Genomic DNA, 17,600 nt, shown 5'->3' on the forward strand with positions numbered 1-17,600 from the left:
CGGAAAGATTGCACGGGGCAGGAACCACAGGTTCAGCCGGAGCGACCCAGCCTTCCCTGCGCGATGGTGTTACGGCTGCTTCGTAGTCTCCCCGGTGCGCCGGGCTTTCTGGTCACCGTCATCCGCACGAGGCGAAGCCTGCATGCGAACTTGGCATCGGCGTCGGGATGCCAGGACCCTACGACTTGACCGTCCGTACCTCGCTTGCTCGCCGGCCCGCTCGCGCAGAGCCCCAAGCCTGATACGGCCACCGCTCCCCGCTGCTACGCCTCGTGACGATCGGCCGAGCCGCCCCTCCTCATCGCGAACGGGATGGCCGGGATCATCGTCGTGATTTGCCCGACGCTGCAAGGCGGCACACATGCGACAAACTGGCTCGACGGGCAGTTGGCGCATGGACGGATTGCCGGAATTGCCCGTCGGGTGGGTGGGCGATGGGCGACTGCAGGCTCGCGAATGTTGTAGTCCTGCAATGCAATCGACAGATGGAAGGCGTGCACCGTCAGCGAAATCACCTCCGGCCGAAGCGGCAACCACCGATTGCATAATGTCCCGTACAGCCCGCCGTTTTCGATGAACGCTCTGGTTGCTTTCGTAGACTAACACTCTGCGTTCGGGCTATTTTTCATTTCCAGCATTTCAAGGGGAGCGCTCATGCGAAAGCTCATTTCTTCGATCGGATTTTTGTGCGCCGCGTTTTTGATCCTTGCCTCGCCAGGGGCTCACGCGCAGGCGACGCGGACCTGGGTGTCCGGCGTCGGCGACGACGTCAACCCGTGCAGCCGCACGGCGCCCTGCAAGACCTTCGCCGGAGCGATCTCGAAGACCGCCGCGGGCGGTGAGATCGACGTGCTCGATCCCGGCGGCTACGGCGCCGTCACGATCACCAAATCGATCACGATCGACGGCGGGGGGACGATGGCCTCGATCCTGGCATCGGCGACCAACGGCACAACGTGAATGCCGGCGCCAACGACGTCATCATCCTGCGCAATTTGAGCATCAACGGCGCCGGCACGACCCTCGGCCTCAATGGCGTCAATTTCCTGGCCGGCCGAAAGCTCGTCGTCGAGAACTGTACCTTCGAGAACTTCTCGCAAAGCGCGATCTCGGTCGCGCCGACCGGTGCGGCCCAGGTGGTGATCGCGGACTCCTCGCTCAAGGCGTCCGCGTTCGGCGTCACGGTCTCGACCGCGAATTCGAGCAGCGCGATCAGCGTGCTCGTCTCGAACACCAAGGCCATCGAAAATGGCAATGCCGGGATATCCGCCACGGTCCCGGCCGGAAAGCCGGGGATGGGCGTGTTTCTCGACCGGCTGACCTCCGAGTTCAACAACACCGGCGTTCTGGCGAGCGGCAGCGGCGCCATCGTGACGTTGGGAAATTCCGTCATCCAGGGCAATTCCAACGGCGTCGTCCAGACCGGCGGCGGCTCCGTCTCGTCCTTCAAGAACAACGCAATCAGCAACAACGGCGTCGACGGCACGCCGCTCACGGGGATCAGCCTGAACTAGCGACGCCGCCGCGGGAAACCCGGCATTTGGCGAGCTGCGCCTGCCGGACAACGTGCAATCACATCAGTGAGGTCCCGTTGCCGGCGGGACCTCGCTCGATTGCGTCAATGCTGGCGCTCAAACGCCGGTGGCGGCCGCGTGCTGGGCCGCCATCTCGGCATCCGCGGCGGTGACGCGCTGGAACGCCGGACGCTGGGTGATGCGCTCGGCGTAACGCGCGAACACGTCCTTGCGCGGCACGACGCCGAACATCATGGTCCAGTTGAAGGCGACGCCCCACAACACGTCGGCGGCGGTCATGCGCTCGCCGAGGAGATACGGCCCCTTGGCGAGCTGCTGCTCCAGCGCGCCCAGCATCGTATCGTAGTCGGCATAGGGTGACTGCGTGATCGGGGCCGGTTCGCGCTTCATGAAATGGTCGATCACGGCGGGCTCGAACGACGCACCGTAATAGGCGATCCAGCGCAGATAGGGCCCGCGCATGGCATCATCGAGCGCCGGCGTCAGGCCCGCTTGCGGAAACAGATCGGCGAGATAGATGAAGATCGCGACCTGCTCGGTCACGATCTGGCCGCGATGTCCGATCGTCGGCACCTTGCCGAGCGGATTGACGGCCAGGAACTCCGGCTTGCGCTGCTCGCCCGCCTTCATGTTGAGGACATGCAGATCGTAGGGCGCGCCCAGCTCCTCGAGCAGGACGCGGGTGCCGGCGGCGCGGGTCTGCGGCGAGTAATACAGCGTGATCTTGTCGTCGGCGGTCATGATGGTGTCCTCCCATTGCCGGCTGCGGTGCTGGCTTGTCGCACACCATACCTGACAAGGTGTGTCAGGTATGTTTAAAGAAGGGCATGCGCGCGAGCCGGCTGCTCTCCATCCTCACCACCTTGCAGGCCAAGGGACAGGTCACGGCGCCCGAACTCGCAGGCGCCTGCGAGGTCTCGGTGCGCACGATCTATCGCGACATCGACGCGCTCGCCGCGGCGGGCATCCCGGTCTATGCCGAGCGCGGCGCCGAAGGCGGGTTCCGTCTGCTCGACGGCTATCGCGTGCGGCTGAACGGACTGTCCCCAGCCGAGACCGACGCACTGTTCATGGCGGGCCTGCCGGGCCCCGCCGCCGCGCTCGGGCTCGATGGCGCGATGAGCGCGGCGCAGACCAAGCTGGTGGCGGCACTGCCGCAAAGCCTGCGCGCCAATGCCGGCCGCATGCAGGCGCGCTTCCATCTCGACGCGCCTGGCTGGTTCGGCGAGTCCGAGGAGCCGACGCATCTGCGCGCCATTGCCGACGCCCTGCTCCGCGACGTCATGGTCGACGTCCGCTATCAGACCTGGCGTGCCGAGAAGCGCCGCCGCGTCGCGCCGCTCGGCCTCGTGCTGAAGGGCGGCAATTGGTATCTCGCCGGGCAGGTCGAGCGCAGCGTGCGCACCTATCGCGTCGCGCGCATTCTCGACTGTGCCGTGACCGACGAGTGCTTCGCGCGACCTGCAGACTTTGACCTCGCCGCCTATTGGCGCGCCGCGACGGAGCGGCTGGAGGCGGAGCTGCATCCGAAGCAGGCGACGGTGCGCCTGTCAGCGCTCGGTGTGAAGCTGCTGGAGGTGTGGAGCCAGCCTTACGTGCGCGCCCGCACGCGCCTCGCCGACGACACCGATGCCGATGGCTGGCGCATCGTGACGATCCCGATCGGAACGACGCTGTGGCATGCCGCCGGCGAGCTGCTGCGCTTCGGGCCCGAGGCCGAGGTGCTCGACCCGCCCGAGCTGCGTGCGAAAATGGCCGAGCTGGCGCGGGCGATGGCGGAACGCTACGGCGCATGAGCTGCGACGGCGTGAGTTGCGGACGTATTTTCCATCCGCATCATTGGCGAGAGGGGTGCGCGCTCACGTCCAGCCGGGATGAGCGCGACCGGCAAGTGAGCGCGACCCGTATGATCGGAGCTAAAGCACCACTGGTGTGTCGGGCAGCTCGTTGGGATCGCCGGCATGCGGCGGGTAGTGCCTGGCGAGCTCGCGTGACACCGCGGCAATGCCATCGACCACGCCCCGCTCAAAGCGGCCTGCGCGAAACTCCGCTTCCATCGCGCGGCAGATCGTCTCCCAGCCTTCGGCGCCGACATGTCGATGAATGCCGCGATCGGCGATGATCTCGACGTCGCGATCGGCCAAGAGCAGGTAGATCAGGACGCCATTGTTGTGCGCGGTGTCCCAGATCCGCAGGTTGGAAAAGATGTCCAGCGCGCGCTCGCGCGGCGGCTGGTCGCGCCACAACGGCCGGCCGTCGAGCGCGCCCTCGACGACGAAGCGAAGCTGGCCGGCATGGGTGCGCTCGCCGTCCTTGATCGCCTGCTCGATGCGTGCCAGCACAGCCGGCGTGAAGATGCGCTTCAGCTGCCAGTGATGATGCAGGAGATGCCGGCCGATCCGCCTGATGCTCATGGTCGCGCGCCTCGTCCTCACCAGTTGCCCGAGGCGCCGCCGCCACCAAAACTGCCGCCGCCGCCCGAGAAGCTGCCGCTGTCGCTCGAGCTGCCGCTGCTCCAGCCGCCGGATGACGAGCCGCTCGACCAGCCGCTGCCGCGGCGCCCGCCCGACGTCGGCATCGACGAGGACAAGCCGCCGGCGATGAAGGCAATGACGATGCCGGCCACGCTGGACAGCAGCGCAAGCGTGATCGATCCCACGAGCACCCAGGTCAGAATCCCCAGCGCGCCGCCGGTCGCAAGCGAACCCAGCAGCCGCCCGAACAAGGCCCGCAGCACGCCACCAATAAAGATCGCACCGAAGAAGGCGACAGGTGCGAACGAGGAGATGGTGTCGATATCAAGATCCGTGCCGTGCGAGGCCTGCGGCTGCGGCACCGGCAGACTCTCGCCATTGATCACGCCGATGATGCGGTCGACGCCGGCGTCGATGCCGCCGGCGAAATCGCCGCTGCGAAATCTTGGCGTGATGACCTCGTCGATGATGCGCCGCGCGGTGACGTCGGTGAGGCTACCTTCGAGGCCGTAGCCGACCTCGATGCGCAGCTTGCGGTCGTTCTTGGCGATCACCAGCAGCGCGCCGTCGTCGACCTTCTTGCGCCCGATCTTCCAGGCCTCGGCGACGCGGAGCGAAAACTGCTCGATGGTCTCCGGCTGCGTCGTCGGCACGATCAGCACCGCGACCTGGCTCCCCTTGCGGGTTTCCAGGTCCTTCAGCTTCTGCGTGAGGCCTGCGATGTCCGAGGAGGACAGCGTGCCGGTCTGGTCGACGACGCGGCCGGTGAGCTGCGGCACCGCGACGTCCGCCAGCACGATCGTCGCGAGGCAGACCAACAGCGTCGCAAGCAGCGCCTTGAGGACGGGCAGCGCGCGCACGATTCCCTGCTCCGGCTATTTCGACGGAGCAGGCGACGGCGCGTTGAAATCGACCTTCGGCGCGACCGATATCTCACGCTCGTTCTCGACGGTGAAGTTGGCCTTTTCCTTGTAGCCGAAGACCATCGCGGTCAGGTTGTTCGGGAAGGTGCGGATGCCGACGTTATACTCCTGCACCGCCTTGATATAGCGGTTGCGCGCCACCGTGATGCGGTTCTCGGTGCCTTCGAGCTGGGACATCAGGTCGCGGAACAGCGCGTCCGATTTGAGCTGGGGGTAATTCTCGGTGACGACCAGCAGCCGCGACAATGCTCCGGTCAGTTCGCTCTGCGCCGCCTGGAACTTCTGCAGCGCCGCGGGATCGTTGACGACGTCGGGCGTGGCCTGCACGCTGCCGACCTTGGCGCGGGCGTTGGTGACGCCGAGCAGCACGTCCTTCTCCTGCTGGGCAAAGCCCTTGACGCTGTTGACCAGGTTGGGCACGAGGTCGGCGCGGCGTTGATACTGGTTGACGACCTCGGACCAAGCCGCCTTGACCTGCTCGTCATTGGTCTGGATGGCGTTGTAGCCGCAATTGGTCAGGCTCAGCGTCATCAGCGCCGCCAGCACGGTCAGCAATCTCCGCATCGCGCGTCCCCCTCTTCATCCGGTTGTACCGCCTTCACACAGCACAGCTTTGGCGACGGCGCAATGACGGCAGCCAGCCGCCGGACATGGGTCGCGGCGGCCGGTGCGTCGGTTCAGGAAGTTCCGGGTCTGCCGCGGATGCGGGTCATTCGCGCGGAATGACCGGCGGAGAGAGGCAATGTCGTCTTTGCAGCGGGACTGGCGGCTCGATGATGGGCCTGCACCAACCACACACTCCGTCATTCCGGGGCATCCGCGCGCCCCCGGACGACACCATAGGCGCTTACGCTCAACTGCCCTTGCGGTCGCGTAGCTGGGTCACGAACATGTCCTGCCAGCTCGCCGGCTTGACCTTGATCGAGCCGACGCCGTGCATGAACTCGGCGATCTTCAGCACGCCCTCCGGCGTCGACGAGAACCAGGTGTCCTTGTCCTGCAGCATCTCCAGCACGTCCTCCTTGGTGGTCTTCACCTTGGCGGTGCGGGCATAGATCTCGGCCGCGGCAGCCTTGTCGTTGGCGATCAGCGTGCAGGCCTCGTCGAGCGCGTCGAGGAACGCCTGCACGACCTTGGGATTGGCGTCGACGAAGCGCTTGGGCGCGAACACCACGTCCATCGTCATCCGCCCGAGCACGTCGGCGGAATTGGCAACGCGGCGAATCTTCGAATCCTTCAGCTCGATGTAGGAGAACGGGGGCGAGGTGAAATGCGCCGTGATCTCGGTCTTGCCCGAGGTGAGCGCCGCCAGCGCCTCCGGATGCGGCAGGCCGACGGTCATCGGATCGAGCTTGGCGTAGTTCTCCTTGCCGAACTCCTGCGCCGCCATCATCTGCAGCATGACCGCCGACAGCGAGGTCTTGATGCCCGGCAGGGCGATCTTGTCGCTCGGCTTGAAATCCTTCAGCGACTTGATCTCAGGATTGTTGGTGTTCATCCACAGCGAGGTCGAGCTGAGGCCGCTGACGCCGACCACCTCAACCGCTGGAATGCCCTTGGCCTTGGCCCACAGCGTGATGAAGCCGGGCGCGCCGGTGCCGGCGATGTCGAGCGAGCCGGCCATCATCGCGTCGTTGATGATGTTGCCGCCGTCGAGCATCTGCCAGTTCACCTTGAACGGACCGAGCCCGGCCTTCTCCGCCTGCTTCTCCATCAGCTTCTGATCCTCCATCACGATCAGCGGCAGATAGAGGATGCCGTAGCCCTTGGAGAGCCTGATCTCCTTGACCTCGGCCTGCGAAGCGCCGGTGGCGCCGAGCAGCGCGGTGAGGCCGAGCGCGGCGGCCGTGAATGATTTGCTCCAGGACATGGTCGTCTCCTTCCCTGTTGTTGTGCTTATAACTCGAAGTTCAGTGCTGCATGCCCCAGCGCCGCACCGTCTTGCGCTCGATGGTCGCGAACACGACGTTCTCGACGACGAGGCCGATGAAGATCACGGTGAACAGGCCGGCGAAGACGTTGGCCGTCTCCAACTGGTTGCGGTTCTCGAAGATGAACCAGCCGAGGCCGCCGGAACCCGAGGATACGCCGAACACCAGCTCGGCCGCGATCAGGGTGCGCCAGGCGAAGGCCCAGCCCACCTTCAGGCCGGTGAGGATGGCCGGAAATGCAGCCGGGATCAGGATGAAGCGCACCAGCTTCAACCCGCGCAGGCCGTAGTTCAGGCCGACCATGCGCAAGGTGTTCGACACCGAGCGGAAGCCGGAATGGGTGTTGAGCGCGATCGCCCACAACACCGAATGCACCAGCACGAAGATGATGCTGCCCTTGCCGAGGCCGAACCAGATCAGCGCCAGCGGCAGCAATGCGATCGCCGGCAGCGGATTGAACATCGAGGTCAGCGCCTCCAGCATGTCGGCGCCGATCCGCGAGCCGATCGCGATCGTGGTCAGCACGGCCGCCAGCGCGATGCCGATGCCGTAGCCGATCAGCAGCGTCTCCAGCGACACGAGGGTGCGCGCAGGGATGATGCCGTTGCCGATGTTCTCGAAGAAGGCTGAGAGCGTGTCGGTGAAGGTCGGAAACAACAGGGGATTGCCGAGCCACAGGCCATAGGCCTGCCACAGCGCGGCGAGCGCCACCAGGATGATGGCCTTGCGGACCGCACCGATATGGTAGATGCGTTCCAGCCAGGACAGGCTCGCCTCGACCTTGACGTCGCCGAGGGGCGTGTCTGCATTGACGATTTCGGGGCGCAGCGCCAGCGTCTCGCTCATGGATGCTCTCCTCGTCTCAGTGTTGGCCGAACAGCATGTCGTTGATGCGCCCTTCGAGGGCGACCTGTTCGGGCGAGCCCATCGTGCCCGGCGGCACGCTGTTGAGCTCGGCGCGGACGCGGCCGGGATGCGGCGACAGCAGCAGGATGCGGGAGCCGATCTTGATCGCCTCCTCGATCGAATGCGTCACGAACAGCACGGTGAAGCGGGTGTCCTGCCAGAGCTGCAGCAGCTCGTCCTGCATCTTGCGCCGGGTCAGCGCGTCCAAGGCGGCGAACGGCTCGTCCATCAAGAGCACGTCGGGCTCCATCGCCATGCCCCTGGCGATCGCGACCCGCTGCTTCATGCCGCCGGAGAGCATATGCGGATAGGAGTCGATGAACTTGGTGAGGCCGACCTTGTCGATATAGGACTTGGCGCGCTCGTTGGCTTCCGCGGTGCCGAGCCGGCCGCTGGCGGTCAGCGCGAACACGACGTTCTCGCGCACCGTCTTCCACGGCAGCAGCTGGTCGAACTCCTGGAATACCATCATGCGGTCCGGGCCGGGCTCGCTGACATCGTGGCCCTTGAGGCGGATGCGGCCCTCGGTCGGCTTCAGATAGCCGCCGATCGCCTTGAGAAGCGTGGATTTGCCGCAGCCGGAGGGGCCGAGCAGCACGAAACGGTCGGAATCGAAGACCTTGAAGTCGACGCGGTAGGTCGCCGTGACCAAGGTGTCCGGCGTCTTGTACTGGAGCGTCACGCCCTCGACCGAGAGCAGCGGCTCGAACTGAGATGGCGATTGATGGACGGTCATCGTCCTCCCCTCCTTTATATTGCAATGCGAAATTTCGCTCGGTGCACTTCGGCGCCCTTATTCGAAGTGATAGAGGAGGAGACTGACGCGAACCTGACTCCGAGGCGGACAACAAGACCTTGCGCATCCTGCTGGTGGAAGACACGCCCGAGATCGGCGCCGCCGTGACCAGCCGGTTCGAACGGATCGGCTATGCCGTCGACTGGGAAAAGGACGGCCGCACCGCGAGCGAGCTGATCGAGGTGCAGACCTATGACCTTATCGTGCTCGACGTGATGCTGCCGAACATGGACGGCTTTGCTGTGCTCAAGCACCTGCGCAAGCGCGGCCTGCGCACGCCGGTGCTGGTGCTGACCGCGCGCTCGGCGGTCGACGACCGGATCGGCGCGCTCGACCTCGGCGCCGACGACTACCTGATCAAGCCGTTCGACTATCGCGAGCTGGAGGCGCGGGCGCGGGCGCTGCTGCGCCGGGCCGCCGGCCAGTCCGACAATCTGCTGACCCTGGGGCCGCTGGTGATCGACCGCGCCGGGCGCACCGCCAGCGTCGCCGGCCAACCGCTGGACCTGACGCGGCGCGAGCTGACCGTGCTGGAAATCCTCGCCGCACGCCCTGGGCGTTACGTCGCCAAGGAGGAGCTGGTCGAGCAGCTCTTCAGCTTCGACCAGGATCCGAGCCCCAACGCCGTCGAGCAGTTCGTCGCGCGTCTCAGGCGCAAGCTGGCGGCGACATCCGTCGAGATCAAGACCGAGCGCGGCCTTGGCTATCAGCTCCACGCTTCGTGACCTCAGGACCTCGCTGCGCGCGCGGCTGCTGATCGCGATCGGCGCGATCCTGGCCGTCGGCGCCGTCGTGCTGAGCCTCGCCGCCTGGCAATATGCAGCCACCGCCGCGCGCGACGCCTATGACAAGCTGCTCGCCGGCGGCGCCGTGCAGATCGCCGAGAACATCTACATGCAGGGTGGCGTCGTGACGCTGGATCCGCCGGCGGCAGCGTTTGCGACATTGTCGGCCTATGACCTCGTGTTCTATCGCGTCACCGATCCGCGCGGCGTCGTCGTCGCCGGCTATGACGATCTCGCCGTCACCGCGCCCGCCAGGGCGCTGCGTGAGGGCGTCCTGCTGCGCGACGGCATCTATCGCGACCAGGCGGTGCGCATCGCGGCCGTGGCGCGCAAGCTCGACGGCGCGCCCGGCGACGGCTGGAGCGAGATCGTGCTGGCGCAGACCCTGCGCGCCCGCGACGCGCTGACCTGGGACCTCGCCTCCAAGGCGATCGGCCTGATCGCTGCGATGAGCCTGCTGGCGCTGGTGGCGACTGCGCTGTGCCTGCGGCTGGTGTTCGCGCCGCTGACGCGGATCGAGGCCGAGATCGTCAAGCGACGGCCGGACGATCTCAGTCCGATCGCGATCACGCCGCCGCGCGAGGTGCGCGCGCTGGTCGGCGCGATCGACGGCTTCATGCAGCGCCTCGCCGAGCGCATCGCGCTGATGCAGCGCTTCATCGCCGACGCCACCCACCAGCTGCGCACGCCGCTGGCGGCGATCGATGCCGAGGTCGAGCTGCTGAGCGATCAGACCAAGGACCCGAGGGCGTTCGACAGGCTGCGCGGCCGCATCGCGGATCTCGCCCGCCTCACCAGCCAACTGCTCGATCACGCCATGATCCAGCACCGCGCCCAAGCACCGCGCTTCGCCGCGGTCGATATCAACGCGCTGGCGAAATCGGTGCTGTCGCAGAGCGTGCCGCTCTCTCTCGATCGCGAGGTCTCCGTCAGCTTCGTGCCATCGGAGGACGAGGTGATGCTCGCCGCCGACGCCATCAGCCTGCGCGAGGCGCTTGCCAATCTCATTCACAACGCGCTGGCGCATGGCGCGCGGACCCGGCTGATGGTGACGGTGGAGCGAGCGGCGGCACATGTCGCGATCGTCGTCTGGGACGACGGACCTGGGATCGCAGCCGACGCGCAGCAACGCCTGCTGACCCCGTTCCAGAAGGGCGACGGCTCCCACGGCTCAGGCCTCGGCCTCGCCATTGCGAGCGAGGTCGCGCAGGCCCATGGCGGCCGTCTGCGGTTCAGCGGAGTGGCAGGCGACTTCAGTGTGCGACTGGAGCTGCCGGTCGATCGGTCGACGGCAGTCGATCCACGTCCAGATTCACAGCTCAAACAGCAGCAGACATGACGTCGTCGTCCCGCGGCGGACCACGCCCGGGTCTTGCGATCGACATGCCCTTTCGAAGATCGAGAGCGCGCAGGGAACGCCGGGAGCCTTCCAGCGTGCACTTGCAAAGTGTAAAGGCTTGGCGGAATGAGTTGGCAGAATAGCGAGACCGTGGAATTCTGACACGAACTCCGTCGAGGATCGTTAAGCCCATCTTTTGGGAGAACCTCTCATGGCCTGGGTGATCTTATTCATTGGCAGCCTTTGCGAGGTGGGTTGGCTGATCGCTCTCAAATATTCCGAAGGTCTCTCGCGCCTGCCGTCGATCCTGGTCACCGTGGGTTTTATGGGCGCCAGCGTCGGTTGTCTTGGCCTCGCCGTGAAGACGATCCCGATGGGCACGGCCTACGCCGCGTGGACCGGCGCGAGCATCGCCGTCGCCACTCTCTTCGGAATCTATCTGTTCGACGAGCCGACGACCGCGACCCGGCTCGCCTCGATTGGTCTCATTGTACTTGGCATCGTCGGACTGCGCCTCGAGTCCGGATAGGCGTGCCAATCCTCAAAAATAGCTCTCGAGCGCCCCGCGCCGCCTGATGTCGAGTGTCGCGCAATGGAATGCGCCGCCAAATGCGGCGTAATGCAGGAATTCGCAGGGGATCGGCTCGAAACCCCATTGCTCGATCGCACGCATCGTTCGCACATGATGCGGATCAACGATGATGCGCTTTTCGTCCACCATCAGTACATTCATGTTGAGCCATTTTCCGCAGAGCGACGTGATATTGAGCAAGCGATCGGTGATCGGATCAGGCTCGGGAGCGACGAGAATGTCCCATTTCTTCAGTATGTCCGGGAGGCGGCTGACGTCGATGTATTCGGGATTGATCAGAAGCCTGCCCGGCCCCAGCGGCAAAATGGTCGTGTCGATGTGCATCGGGTTACGACAGCGGCTCTCGATCTCGTGGATGCGATAGCCGTCGCCGAGATGGCGGCGCAGCCATTCGATGCCGGATGCATTGGTGACATTGCTGAGGGTTACAAACAGATCGCGCCCGCAGCGGACGAAATCGGCAGCGTCGAACACCGGTTCGAATTCAGTCAGAATATATGACATCGGCTCACCGTTTTCGGGCCGTCTGAAATCGGCGTTATACAGTTCGTCCGTGAGTTGCGGCCGTGGCGCGGCAGTCCAGCGGGCGCCGCGACGGAAATAGTCCTTCAGGACCGGACGAAAGGAATGGGTCTCGAAATAGCGGCTGGGCCACGCCATGGGCGTTTCAATGATTTCGTCTCCGATCACCAGCATGCTATCGCGCGGGCAGGAGTTGCAGAAACCGCGCGAAGACCATTCGGGCGTGCCGAAGCGCTTCTTGAAATCAACCGGTTCCGGCCGGGTGACCACCACGCCAAGCGACTGCAACAGCGCAATAAAGCCATCGAGCTCGCGCTGAGCCGGTTCAATCATCATCCTTGGATAGCGAAAGCCCCCGAGCAGCGCTTGCGCCCGTGCAGCCATTCCCGGAATGTTACAGGCGACGACCGGATGAGCGGATGGAATCGTCGCGCCTTCGAGCCTTCCGACAATCACTTCCTCGAGTGGATCCCACTCATTGTGCGAGTTGACCGGAGAAATCCTTACCTTGCGGTCGGCATCCGGGCCGCTGTCGTGCGTGATCATGGCATGACCAAAGCAAGAGGTGCTGATGTGGCACGAATACTCTAATGCGGTAGCATCGCCGGCGCATAGCCTCAGTTCAGCAATGCACCACAATCCGTCCTTAACAAACGGCGCGGCGCTTCCAGCCCAGTGCGGTGGCAGGGCTTCACGGCGAGCGCTCCGCAGTCATGTCGCGCGGCGTGCGAGCGCCACAACGCGGATATAAAGATGACGTTGTATCTGTCCGTAGGGCTCTGCCCTGTCAGGAGCCGCCTTTCTTGAATTCCAGCGGCGCGGCCGGCTTGAACTGGCTGCTCACCTCGCCGACCAGATCCCTGTCCGCCCCGGACAGGTCGAGCTTGCGGATCGGAGCGCCGACGGAAAGGTCCAACAGCGGCAAGTTGACCCAGACGATGTTCGGGCTGAGGGTCGATTCGAAGAAATAGAGCCGGTCGGTCGAGTCGGCGACGGCGCGCCAGATCGTATGCGACGCCTCCGGTCGCTTCGGGTCTGGCCGCACGAAAGGCTGCGCCACGTTGCGCATGACGGACAACATGCGGGCCACGGTCTGGCGGGTGTCCGACGGCTTGGTCTGGTTCTGGATGTAATAGGCGGCGCGGACGAAGCGGTCGGCCGCTTCGCTCGTCCCCGGCAGCGCTTCGGTGCCGCCAAAGACGTGGTATTTCTTCAGATTGGCGAGCTGCTCGGGGAAGGGCGGCGAGTTCGTCATGACCAGATAGCGGCGGTCGTGATGAACGCGCACCTTGCCGCCATCGACGATTTCGATGATCGCCGAATCGCCCGTCGCGTCCGAAAGCGACAAATGCACGGTCGCCGTCGCGTATCCGGGCATGCCGGCGGCGATGAGTTGATAGCGACCGGTTTCGATGTCGGCCACCGCCTCGGCAACGGTGGCAAAGTTGTCGAGGTTGTATTGCGCCCATAGCGACAGCGCGAGGCCGGGGCGCTTGAGATCGCGCTTTCCGTAATCGCTCTCGGAGAGCCACAGCAGGTTGGCGACAAGACCTTTTTCATTCATGCCGTCGGCGATCGCCAGATTATAAACCGCCCCGCCGACGCTGCCGTATTTCGACGTCCAGCTCAGTTCGTTGTCGTCGCCGCTCTCGCCTTTGCGCGCAAGGCCGCGTGGGAAGGCCCAGAGATCGGTGCGCATGTCTTCGGGCCAATCCATGTTGCGCCCGGTGACAACGGCCTGACCATTATCGGCCCAGAGGACGCGCGAACACGCGTCCGCCAGAGATGATCCAAACGCGACGATTGCCAAAGCCATCGCCACGCTCATCACGCCCGCACACCGCCGCATGGTCGCGCTCCTCGTTGTGTTGGATACAATCTAGAGGCGAGTGCGCGTCGGCGACCTTGATCTGGGTCAATCATCGTCGGTCGCAGCGCCGCGACGATTCGCATGAGATCGTTGTCTTGCCGGGCGCGGCGGGGCGATCCGACAGCATCGTCCCCTCAGATGCACAATTGCACCGAAAATCTCGAGACTCCGGATTCAGCCCTGACGGGCTGGCCCGGAATGGCGGGCTATGACGCAGCGAGATCAGTCGCCGCTGCGTATGCAGGGGCGCAACCAGATGCTGGCGTAACCCTCGCCGCCTCATCACCGAACAGCTCGGCACAGATCGGCGCGTTGAGCGACGCAACAGGAGCATGTCCGGCGCGGGAGCGTCCCGCGCGCTCGCTCAGGCCGACGCTTTGACCTTTGCCGCCTTCGCCTCGGAGATCGCCGCCCACACCTTCTCCGGCGTCAGCGGCGTCTGCAGGTTGGTGATCCCGAGCTCGAACAGCGCATCCATCACGCCGTTGGTGACGCAGGGCGGGCCGCCGATGGCGCCGGATTCGCCGCAGCCCTTGGCGCCCAGCGGGTTGGTCTTGCACGGCGCGGAATCGTCGAGCGTGACCACGATCGGCGGCACGTCGTCGGCGCGCGGGATGCAATAGTCCTGATAGGTGGCGGTCAGGAGCTGGCCGTCGGCATCGTAGGCGACGTTCTCGTACAGCGCCTGGCCGATGCCCTGGGCGACGCCGCCATGGATCTGGCCCGCCACCAGCATCGGATTGACCGCGACGCCGACGTCGTCGACCGTGGTGTAGCGCACCACGCGGCTGATGCCGGTCTCCGGATCGATCTCGACCTCGCAGACATGCGTGCCGTTCGGCCAGCTCGGACCGTCGACCTCGCCCTCGCTGTCGACCGACAGCTTGGCGCCCTGCTCCTTCCCGGCGATGTCGAACAGGCTGATGCGGCGGTCGGTGCCGACGACGGTGAGGAAGCCGTCGCGATACTCGATGTCCTCGACCGCGGTCTCCAGCAGGTTCGACGCCTTTTCCCGCGCCTTCGCAATCAGGTCGTTCGACGACACCGCCACCGCCGTGCCGCCGACGAACAGCGAGCGCGAGCCGACGCTGCCGAAGCCGGTGGCGAGATCGGTGTCGCCCTGCACGACGTCGATCTTGTCCAGCGGAATGCCGAGCGTGTCGGAGATCATCTGCGTATAGGTGGTCTGCAGGCCCTGCCCCATCGCCATGGTGCCGGAATGCAGGATGACGCGGCCCTCGGAGGTCGCGTGCAGCGACACCTTCTCGGTGTGGGCGCGGCCGCCGGTCCATTCGATATAGCTGGTCAGGCCGCGGCCGTAGAGCATGCCGCGCTTCTTCGCCTCGCGCTTGCGCGCGTTGAAGCCGTCCCAATCGGCAAGCTTGGACGCGCGCTCCAGCATGTGGGCAAAGGCACCGGAATCATACACCTGGCCGACGGCGTTGGTGTAGGGGAGCTGCGCCGGCTTGATGTAGTTGGTCTTGCGGATGGCGCGCGGATCGATCCCGATCTGGCGCGCGGCCGCATCGAACAGCCGCTCGACGATGAACACCGCCTCGGGGCGTCCGGCACCGCGATAGGCGCCGACCGGCGCCGTATGCGTCATCACGGTCTTGACCTCGAAATGCACCAGCGGCAGATCATAGACGCCGGTCTGCACGAATGGCCCGAGCACCAGCGGGATGATGTTGGCCGCGCCCGACGAATAGGCGCCGGTGGCGCCGATCGAGCGCACGCGATAGGCCAGCACCCTGCCCTTGGCGTCCAAAGCGAACTCGGCGGTGGAGGTGAGGTCGCGGCCATGCGTGCCGCCGACGAACTCGTCGGTGCGCTCGGCGCGCCAGCGGATCTTCTTGTTAAGCTTGGTGGCGGCATAGGCGACGATGCCGTCCTCAGGATAGAGGTTGGTCTTCTGGCCGAAGCCGCCGCCGATGTCGCCCACCAGCACGCGCACGCTCTCCTTCGGGCGCTTCAGCACGGCTTCCGCCAGCACGTCGCGGGTCGAGGCCGGGGTCTGCGACTGCACGTGCAGCAGCAGCCGGCCGGTCTTCTTCTCGATCTCGGCGATGGTCGAGCGCGGCTCCATCGCCGAGGGCACCAGGCGCTGGCTGGTGATGTCGAGCGAGACCTTGTGCGCAGCGCCGGCGAACGCCGCCTCGACCTTGGCGGCATCGCCATAGCTCATCGCGGCGACGACGTTGTCGGGCGCCTCCGCCCAGACGACGGGCGCGCCGGGCTCGATCGCCTTCACCGGATCGGTCACCGCCGGCAGCACCTCGTAATCGACGACGATCGCTTCCGCGGCCTCCTGCGCGACCGTGCGCGAGGTCGCGACCACGGCGGCGACCGCCTCGCCGGTGAAGCGGACGATCTCATGGGCAAGCAGGCGGCGCGGCGGCACCGTCATCGGCTTGCCGTCGGGACGCTTGAAGATTGCCAGGGTCGGAATGGTGCCGACATCGTCAGCGACGAGGTCCGCGCCGGTGTAAATCGCCTGCACGCCCGCGATCTCGCGGGCGGCGGCGGTGTCGATCGACAGGATCCTGGCATGCGCATGCGGGGAGCGCAGCACGTAGAGCCACAGCGCGCCGTCCTCCGCCTTGTCGTCGATGAACTGCCCCTTCCCGGTCAGCAGCCGCTGATCCTCCAGACGCTTGAGGGGCTGCCCCGCACCAAACCGCATATTGTTGGGAAGAATGTTCATTCGTCAGTCCTTGGTGAGTTCAATGAATTTGGCAGGGTCTTAGCGGATCGGCGGTGCGGTGGCCAACACGTGTTTAAGCTGGTGCGTCATGACGAACCGTCATTCCGGGCGCGCGCAGCGCGAGCCCGGAATCCATAACCACGACCGGTAGTTTGGAGGCTCGATGTCTCCATGTCTGCCCAACCGAGAGGCCGCGGAGTATGGATTCCGGGCTCAGCCCTTTGGGCTGCCCCGGAATGACGATGAGGAGAGAGCGGGGGCCAAAGCCGGGGCTAGCTCACCCCAGGCTGCGCAGTACCTCTTCGACGACCTTGCGCTGCTCGGGCGAGAGCGGGGCCTGCGGCGGCACGGGATCGCCGACGTCGTAGCCCTGGATCGACAGGCCGGCCTTGATGCAGGCCGCGAGGTTGAAGCGGGCGAAGGCCTCGTTGACGCGCCACAGCTTCTTCTGCAGCAGCATCGCATCGTCCCAGCAGGACGCCTTGCAGAGATTGTAGAGCGCGACGCTCTGGCGCGGGATGATGCAGGCCGGCCCGGCCATCCAGCCCTTGCCGCCGATCAGCATCACCGCGGCCGGAATGTGTGAGGACGCCGCGAACACCTTGATGGCGTCGCCGCAGCGATTGATGATCGACAACAGCCGGCCGGTGTTGGTCGAAGCGTCCTTGATGTAGTTGATGCGCGGATGCTCGGCGAGGCGCGCGATGACGTCGAGCGACAGGTCGGAACGCTGGAACTGCGGATTGGTGTAGATGACGACGGGAACGTCGACGGCATCGGCAATCGCCCGGAAATACGCCTCGATACCGGTGTCGTTGACCGGGAAGTAGGCTTCGAGCACCGCCAGGATGCCGGTTGCGCCGCGCTTCTGGTAAGCCTTGGCCTGAGCCACCGCGTCAGCGGTCGCAGTCGAGGCCACGCCTGCGATCACGGGAACGCGGCCCTGGGCGGCATCGATGGTTGTCTCCACGACGGTCATGCGCTGGGCACGATCGAGATAGGCGAACTCGCCGGTGGAGCCGAGCGGCGTCAGGCCGTGCACACCGGCAAGGATCAGATCGTCGCAAAGACGCCCCAGCACCTCCGTACGGATCGTTCCATCCGCGCCGATCGGCGAGGCCAGGTAGGGAAAGACACCGTGAAATTCAGTCATGCGGCCGGTATAGCGGCCGGGCCGCTGGTTCCGCAAGGCGGCCGCCGAAGCGAGAGGCGCCCTTCTCAGG

17 protein-coding genes are annotated in these 17,600 nt (G+C 65.5%); 6 read left to right on the top strand and 11 right to left on the bottom strand.

Going from position 1 to position 17,600, the window contains the following annotated elements; all coding sequences use genetic code 11:
• Positions 1-654: 654 nt before the first annotated feature.
• The gene (locus QW863_RS12820; RefSeq protein ID WP_315713972.1) at positions 655-960 is read left to right on the top strand and encodes a hypothetical protein; all 306 of its coding nucleotides are present in this window, start codon (positions 655-657) and stop codon (positions 958-960) included.
• Entirely contained in the window at positions 957-1,514 is a 558-nt protein-coding gene (locus tag QW863_RS12825) for a hypothetical protein (protein WP_315713971.1), read from the top strand. Before QW863_RS12820 ends, QW863_RS12825 begins: the two co-directional genes overlap by 4 nt.
• A gap of 117 nt (positions 1,515-1,631) precedes the next feature.
• On the opposite strand, the gene QW863_RS12830 is transcribed toward QW863_RS12825, so the two are convergent.
• A complete protein-coding gene (locus QW863_RS12830; RefSeq protein ID WP_315713970.1) occupies positions 1,632-2,276 on the bottom strand; it encodes a glutathione S-transferase family protein in 645 nt (214 codons plus the stop codon).
• Positions 2,277-2,362: 86 nt separating this feature from the next.
• Here QW863_RS12830 and QW863_RS12835 point away from each other — a divergent pair, with 86 nt between their 5' ends.
• Positions 2,363-3,331, top strand: a complete 969-nt coding sequence (locus tag QW863_RS12835) for a YafY family protein (RefSeq protein WP_315713969.1) — start codon at positions 2,363-2,365, stop codon at positions 3,329-3,331.
• 120 nt (positions 3,332-3,451) lie between these two features.
• Here QW863_RS12835 and QW863_RS12840 read toward each other — a convergent pair whose 3' ends face one another.
• From QW863_RS12840 to QW863_RS12865, 6 genes are all read right to left on the bottom strand, one after another.
• Positions 3,452-3,949, bottom strand: a complete 498-nt coding sequence (locus tag QW863_RS12840; RefSeq protein WP_315713968.1) for a TPM domain-containing protein — start codon at positions 3,947-3,949, stop codon at positions 3,452-3,454.
• A gap of 17 nt (positions 3,950-3,966) precedes the next feature.
• On the bottom strand, positions 3,967-4,869 hold the full coding sequence (locus QW863_RS12845; protein ID WP_315713967.1) for a YgcG family protein: 903 nt from the start codon (positions 4,867-4,869) through the stop codon (positions 3,967-3,969).
• A gap of 15 nt (positions 4,870-4,884) precedes the next feature.
• Positions 4,885-5,496: a LemA family protein gene (locus QW863_RS12850; RefSeq protein ID WP_315713966.1), complete on the bottom strand. Its 612-nt coding sequence runs from the start codon at positions 5,494-5,496 to the stop codon at positions 4,885-4,887.
• Between the two features lie 289 nt (positions 5,497-5,785).
• On the bottom strand, positions 5,786-6,802 hold the full coding sequence (locus tag QW863_RS12855) for an ABC transporter substrate-binding protein (protein WP_315713965.1): 1,017 nt from the start codon (positions 6,800-6,802) through the stop codon (positions 5,786-5,788).
• A 40-nt stretch (positions 6,803-6,842) separates the two neighbouring features.
• Positions 6,843-7,709 (bottom strand): ABC transporter permease, encoded by an 867-nt coding sequence (locus QW863_RS12860; protein ID WP_315713964.1) that lies wholly within the window; start codon positions 7,707-7,709, stop codon positions 6,843-6,845.
• A 16-nt stretch (positions 7,710-7,725) separates the two neighbouring features.
• On the bottom strand, positions 7,726-8,505 hold the full coding sequence (locus QW863_RS12865) for an ABC transporter ATP-binding protein (protein WP_315713963.1): 780 nt from the start codon (positions 8,503-8,505) through the stop codon (positions 7,726-7,728).
• Between the two features lie 119 nt (positions 8,506-8,624).
• Here QW863_RS12865 and QW863_RS12870 point away from each other — a divergent pair, with 119 nt between their 5' ends.
• The 3 genes from QW863_RS12870 (at position 8,625) to QW863_RS12880 (ending at position 11,218) form a co-directional block, all read left to right on the top strand.
• A complete protein-coding gene (locus QW863_RS12870) occupies positions 8,625-9,290 on the top strand; it encodes a response regulator transcription factor (RefSeq protein ID WP_315713962.1) in 666 nt (221 codons plus the stop codon).
• Positions 9,265-10,689, top strand: coding sequence for a sensor histidine kinase (locus tag QW863_RS12875; protein ID WP_315713961.1), 1,425 nt, complete (start codon positions 9,265-9,267; stop codon positions 10,687-10,689). Before QW863_RS12870 ends, QW863_RS12875 begins: the two co-directional genes overlap by 26 nt.
• A gap of 211 nt (positions 10,690-10,900) precedes the next feature.
• Positions 10,901-11,218, top strand: a complete 318-nt coding sequence (locus QW863_RS12880) for a multidrug efflux SMR transporter (protein WP_315713960.1) — start codon at positions 10,901-10,903, stop codon at positions 11,216-11,218.
• A gap of 12 nt (positions 11,219-11,230) precedes the next feature.
• Here QW863_RS12880 and QW863_RS12885 read toward each other — a convergent pair whose 3' ends face one another.
• The 4 genes from QW863_RS12885 to QW863_RS12900 all read right to left on the bottom strand — a co-directional run bounded on the left by QW863_RS12885 (position 11,231) and on the right by QW863_RS12900 (position 17,530).
• Positions 11,231-12,349: an amidinotransferase gene (locus QW863_RS12885; RefSeq protein WP_315713959.1), complete on the bottom strand. Its 1,119-nt coding sequence runs from the start codon at positions 12,347-12,349 to the stop codon at positions 11,231-11,233.
• Between the two features lie 241 nt (positions 12,350-12,590).
• Entirely contained in the window at positions 12,591-13,652 is a 1,062-nt protein-coding gene (locus QW863_RS12890; protein WP_315767824.1) for a linear amide C-N hydrolase, read from the bottom strand.
• A 385-nt stretch (positions 13,653-14,037) separates the two neighbouring features.
• A complete protein-coding gene (locus QW863_RS12895) occupies positions 14,038-16,377 on the bottom strand; it encodes a xanthine dehydrogenase family protein molybdopterin-binding subunit (RefSeq protein ID WP_315713957.1) in 2,340 nt (779 codons plus the stop codon).
• A gap of 277 nt (positions 16,378-16,654) precedes the next feature.
• Positions 16,655-17,530, bottom strand: coding sequence for a dihydrodipicolinate synthase family protein (locus QW863_RS12900; RefSeq protein ID WP_315713956.1), 876 nt, complete (start codon positions 17,528-17,530; stop codon positions 16,655-16,657).
• Positions 17,531-17,600 lie beyond the last annotated feature (70 nt).

The organism is Bradyrhizobium sp. SZCCHNR1017 (genome assembly GCF_032381375.1).
Classification (GTDB): Bacteria; Pseudomonadota; Alphaproteobacteria; order Rhizobiales; family Xanthobacteraceae; genus Bradyrhizobium.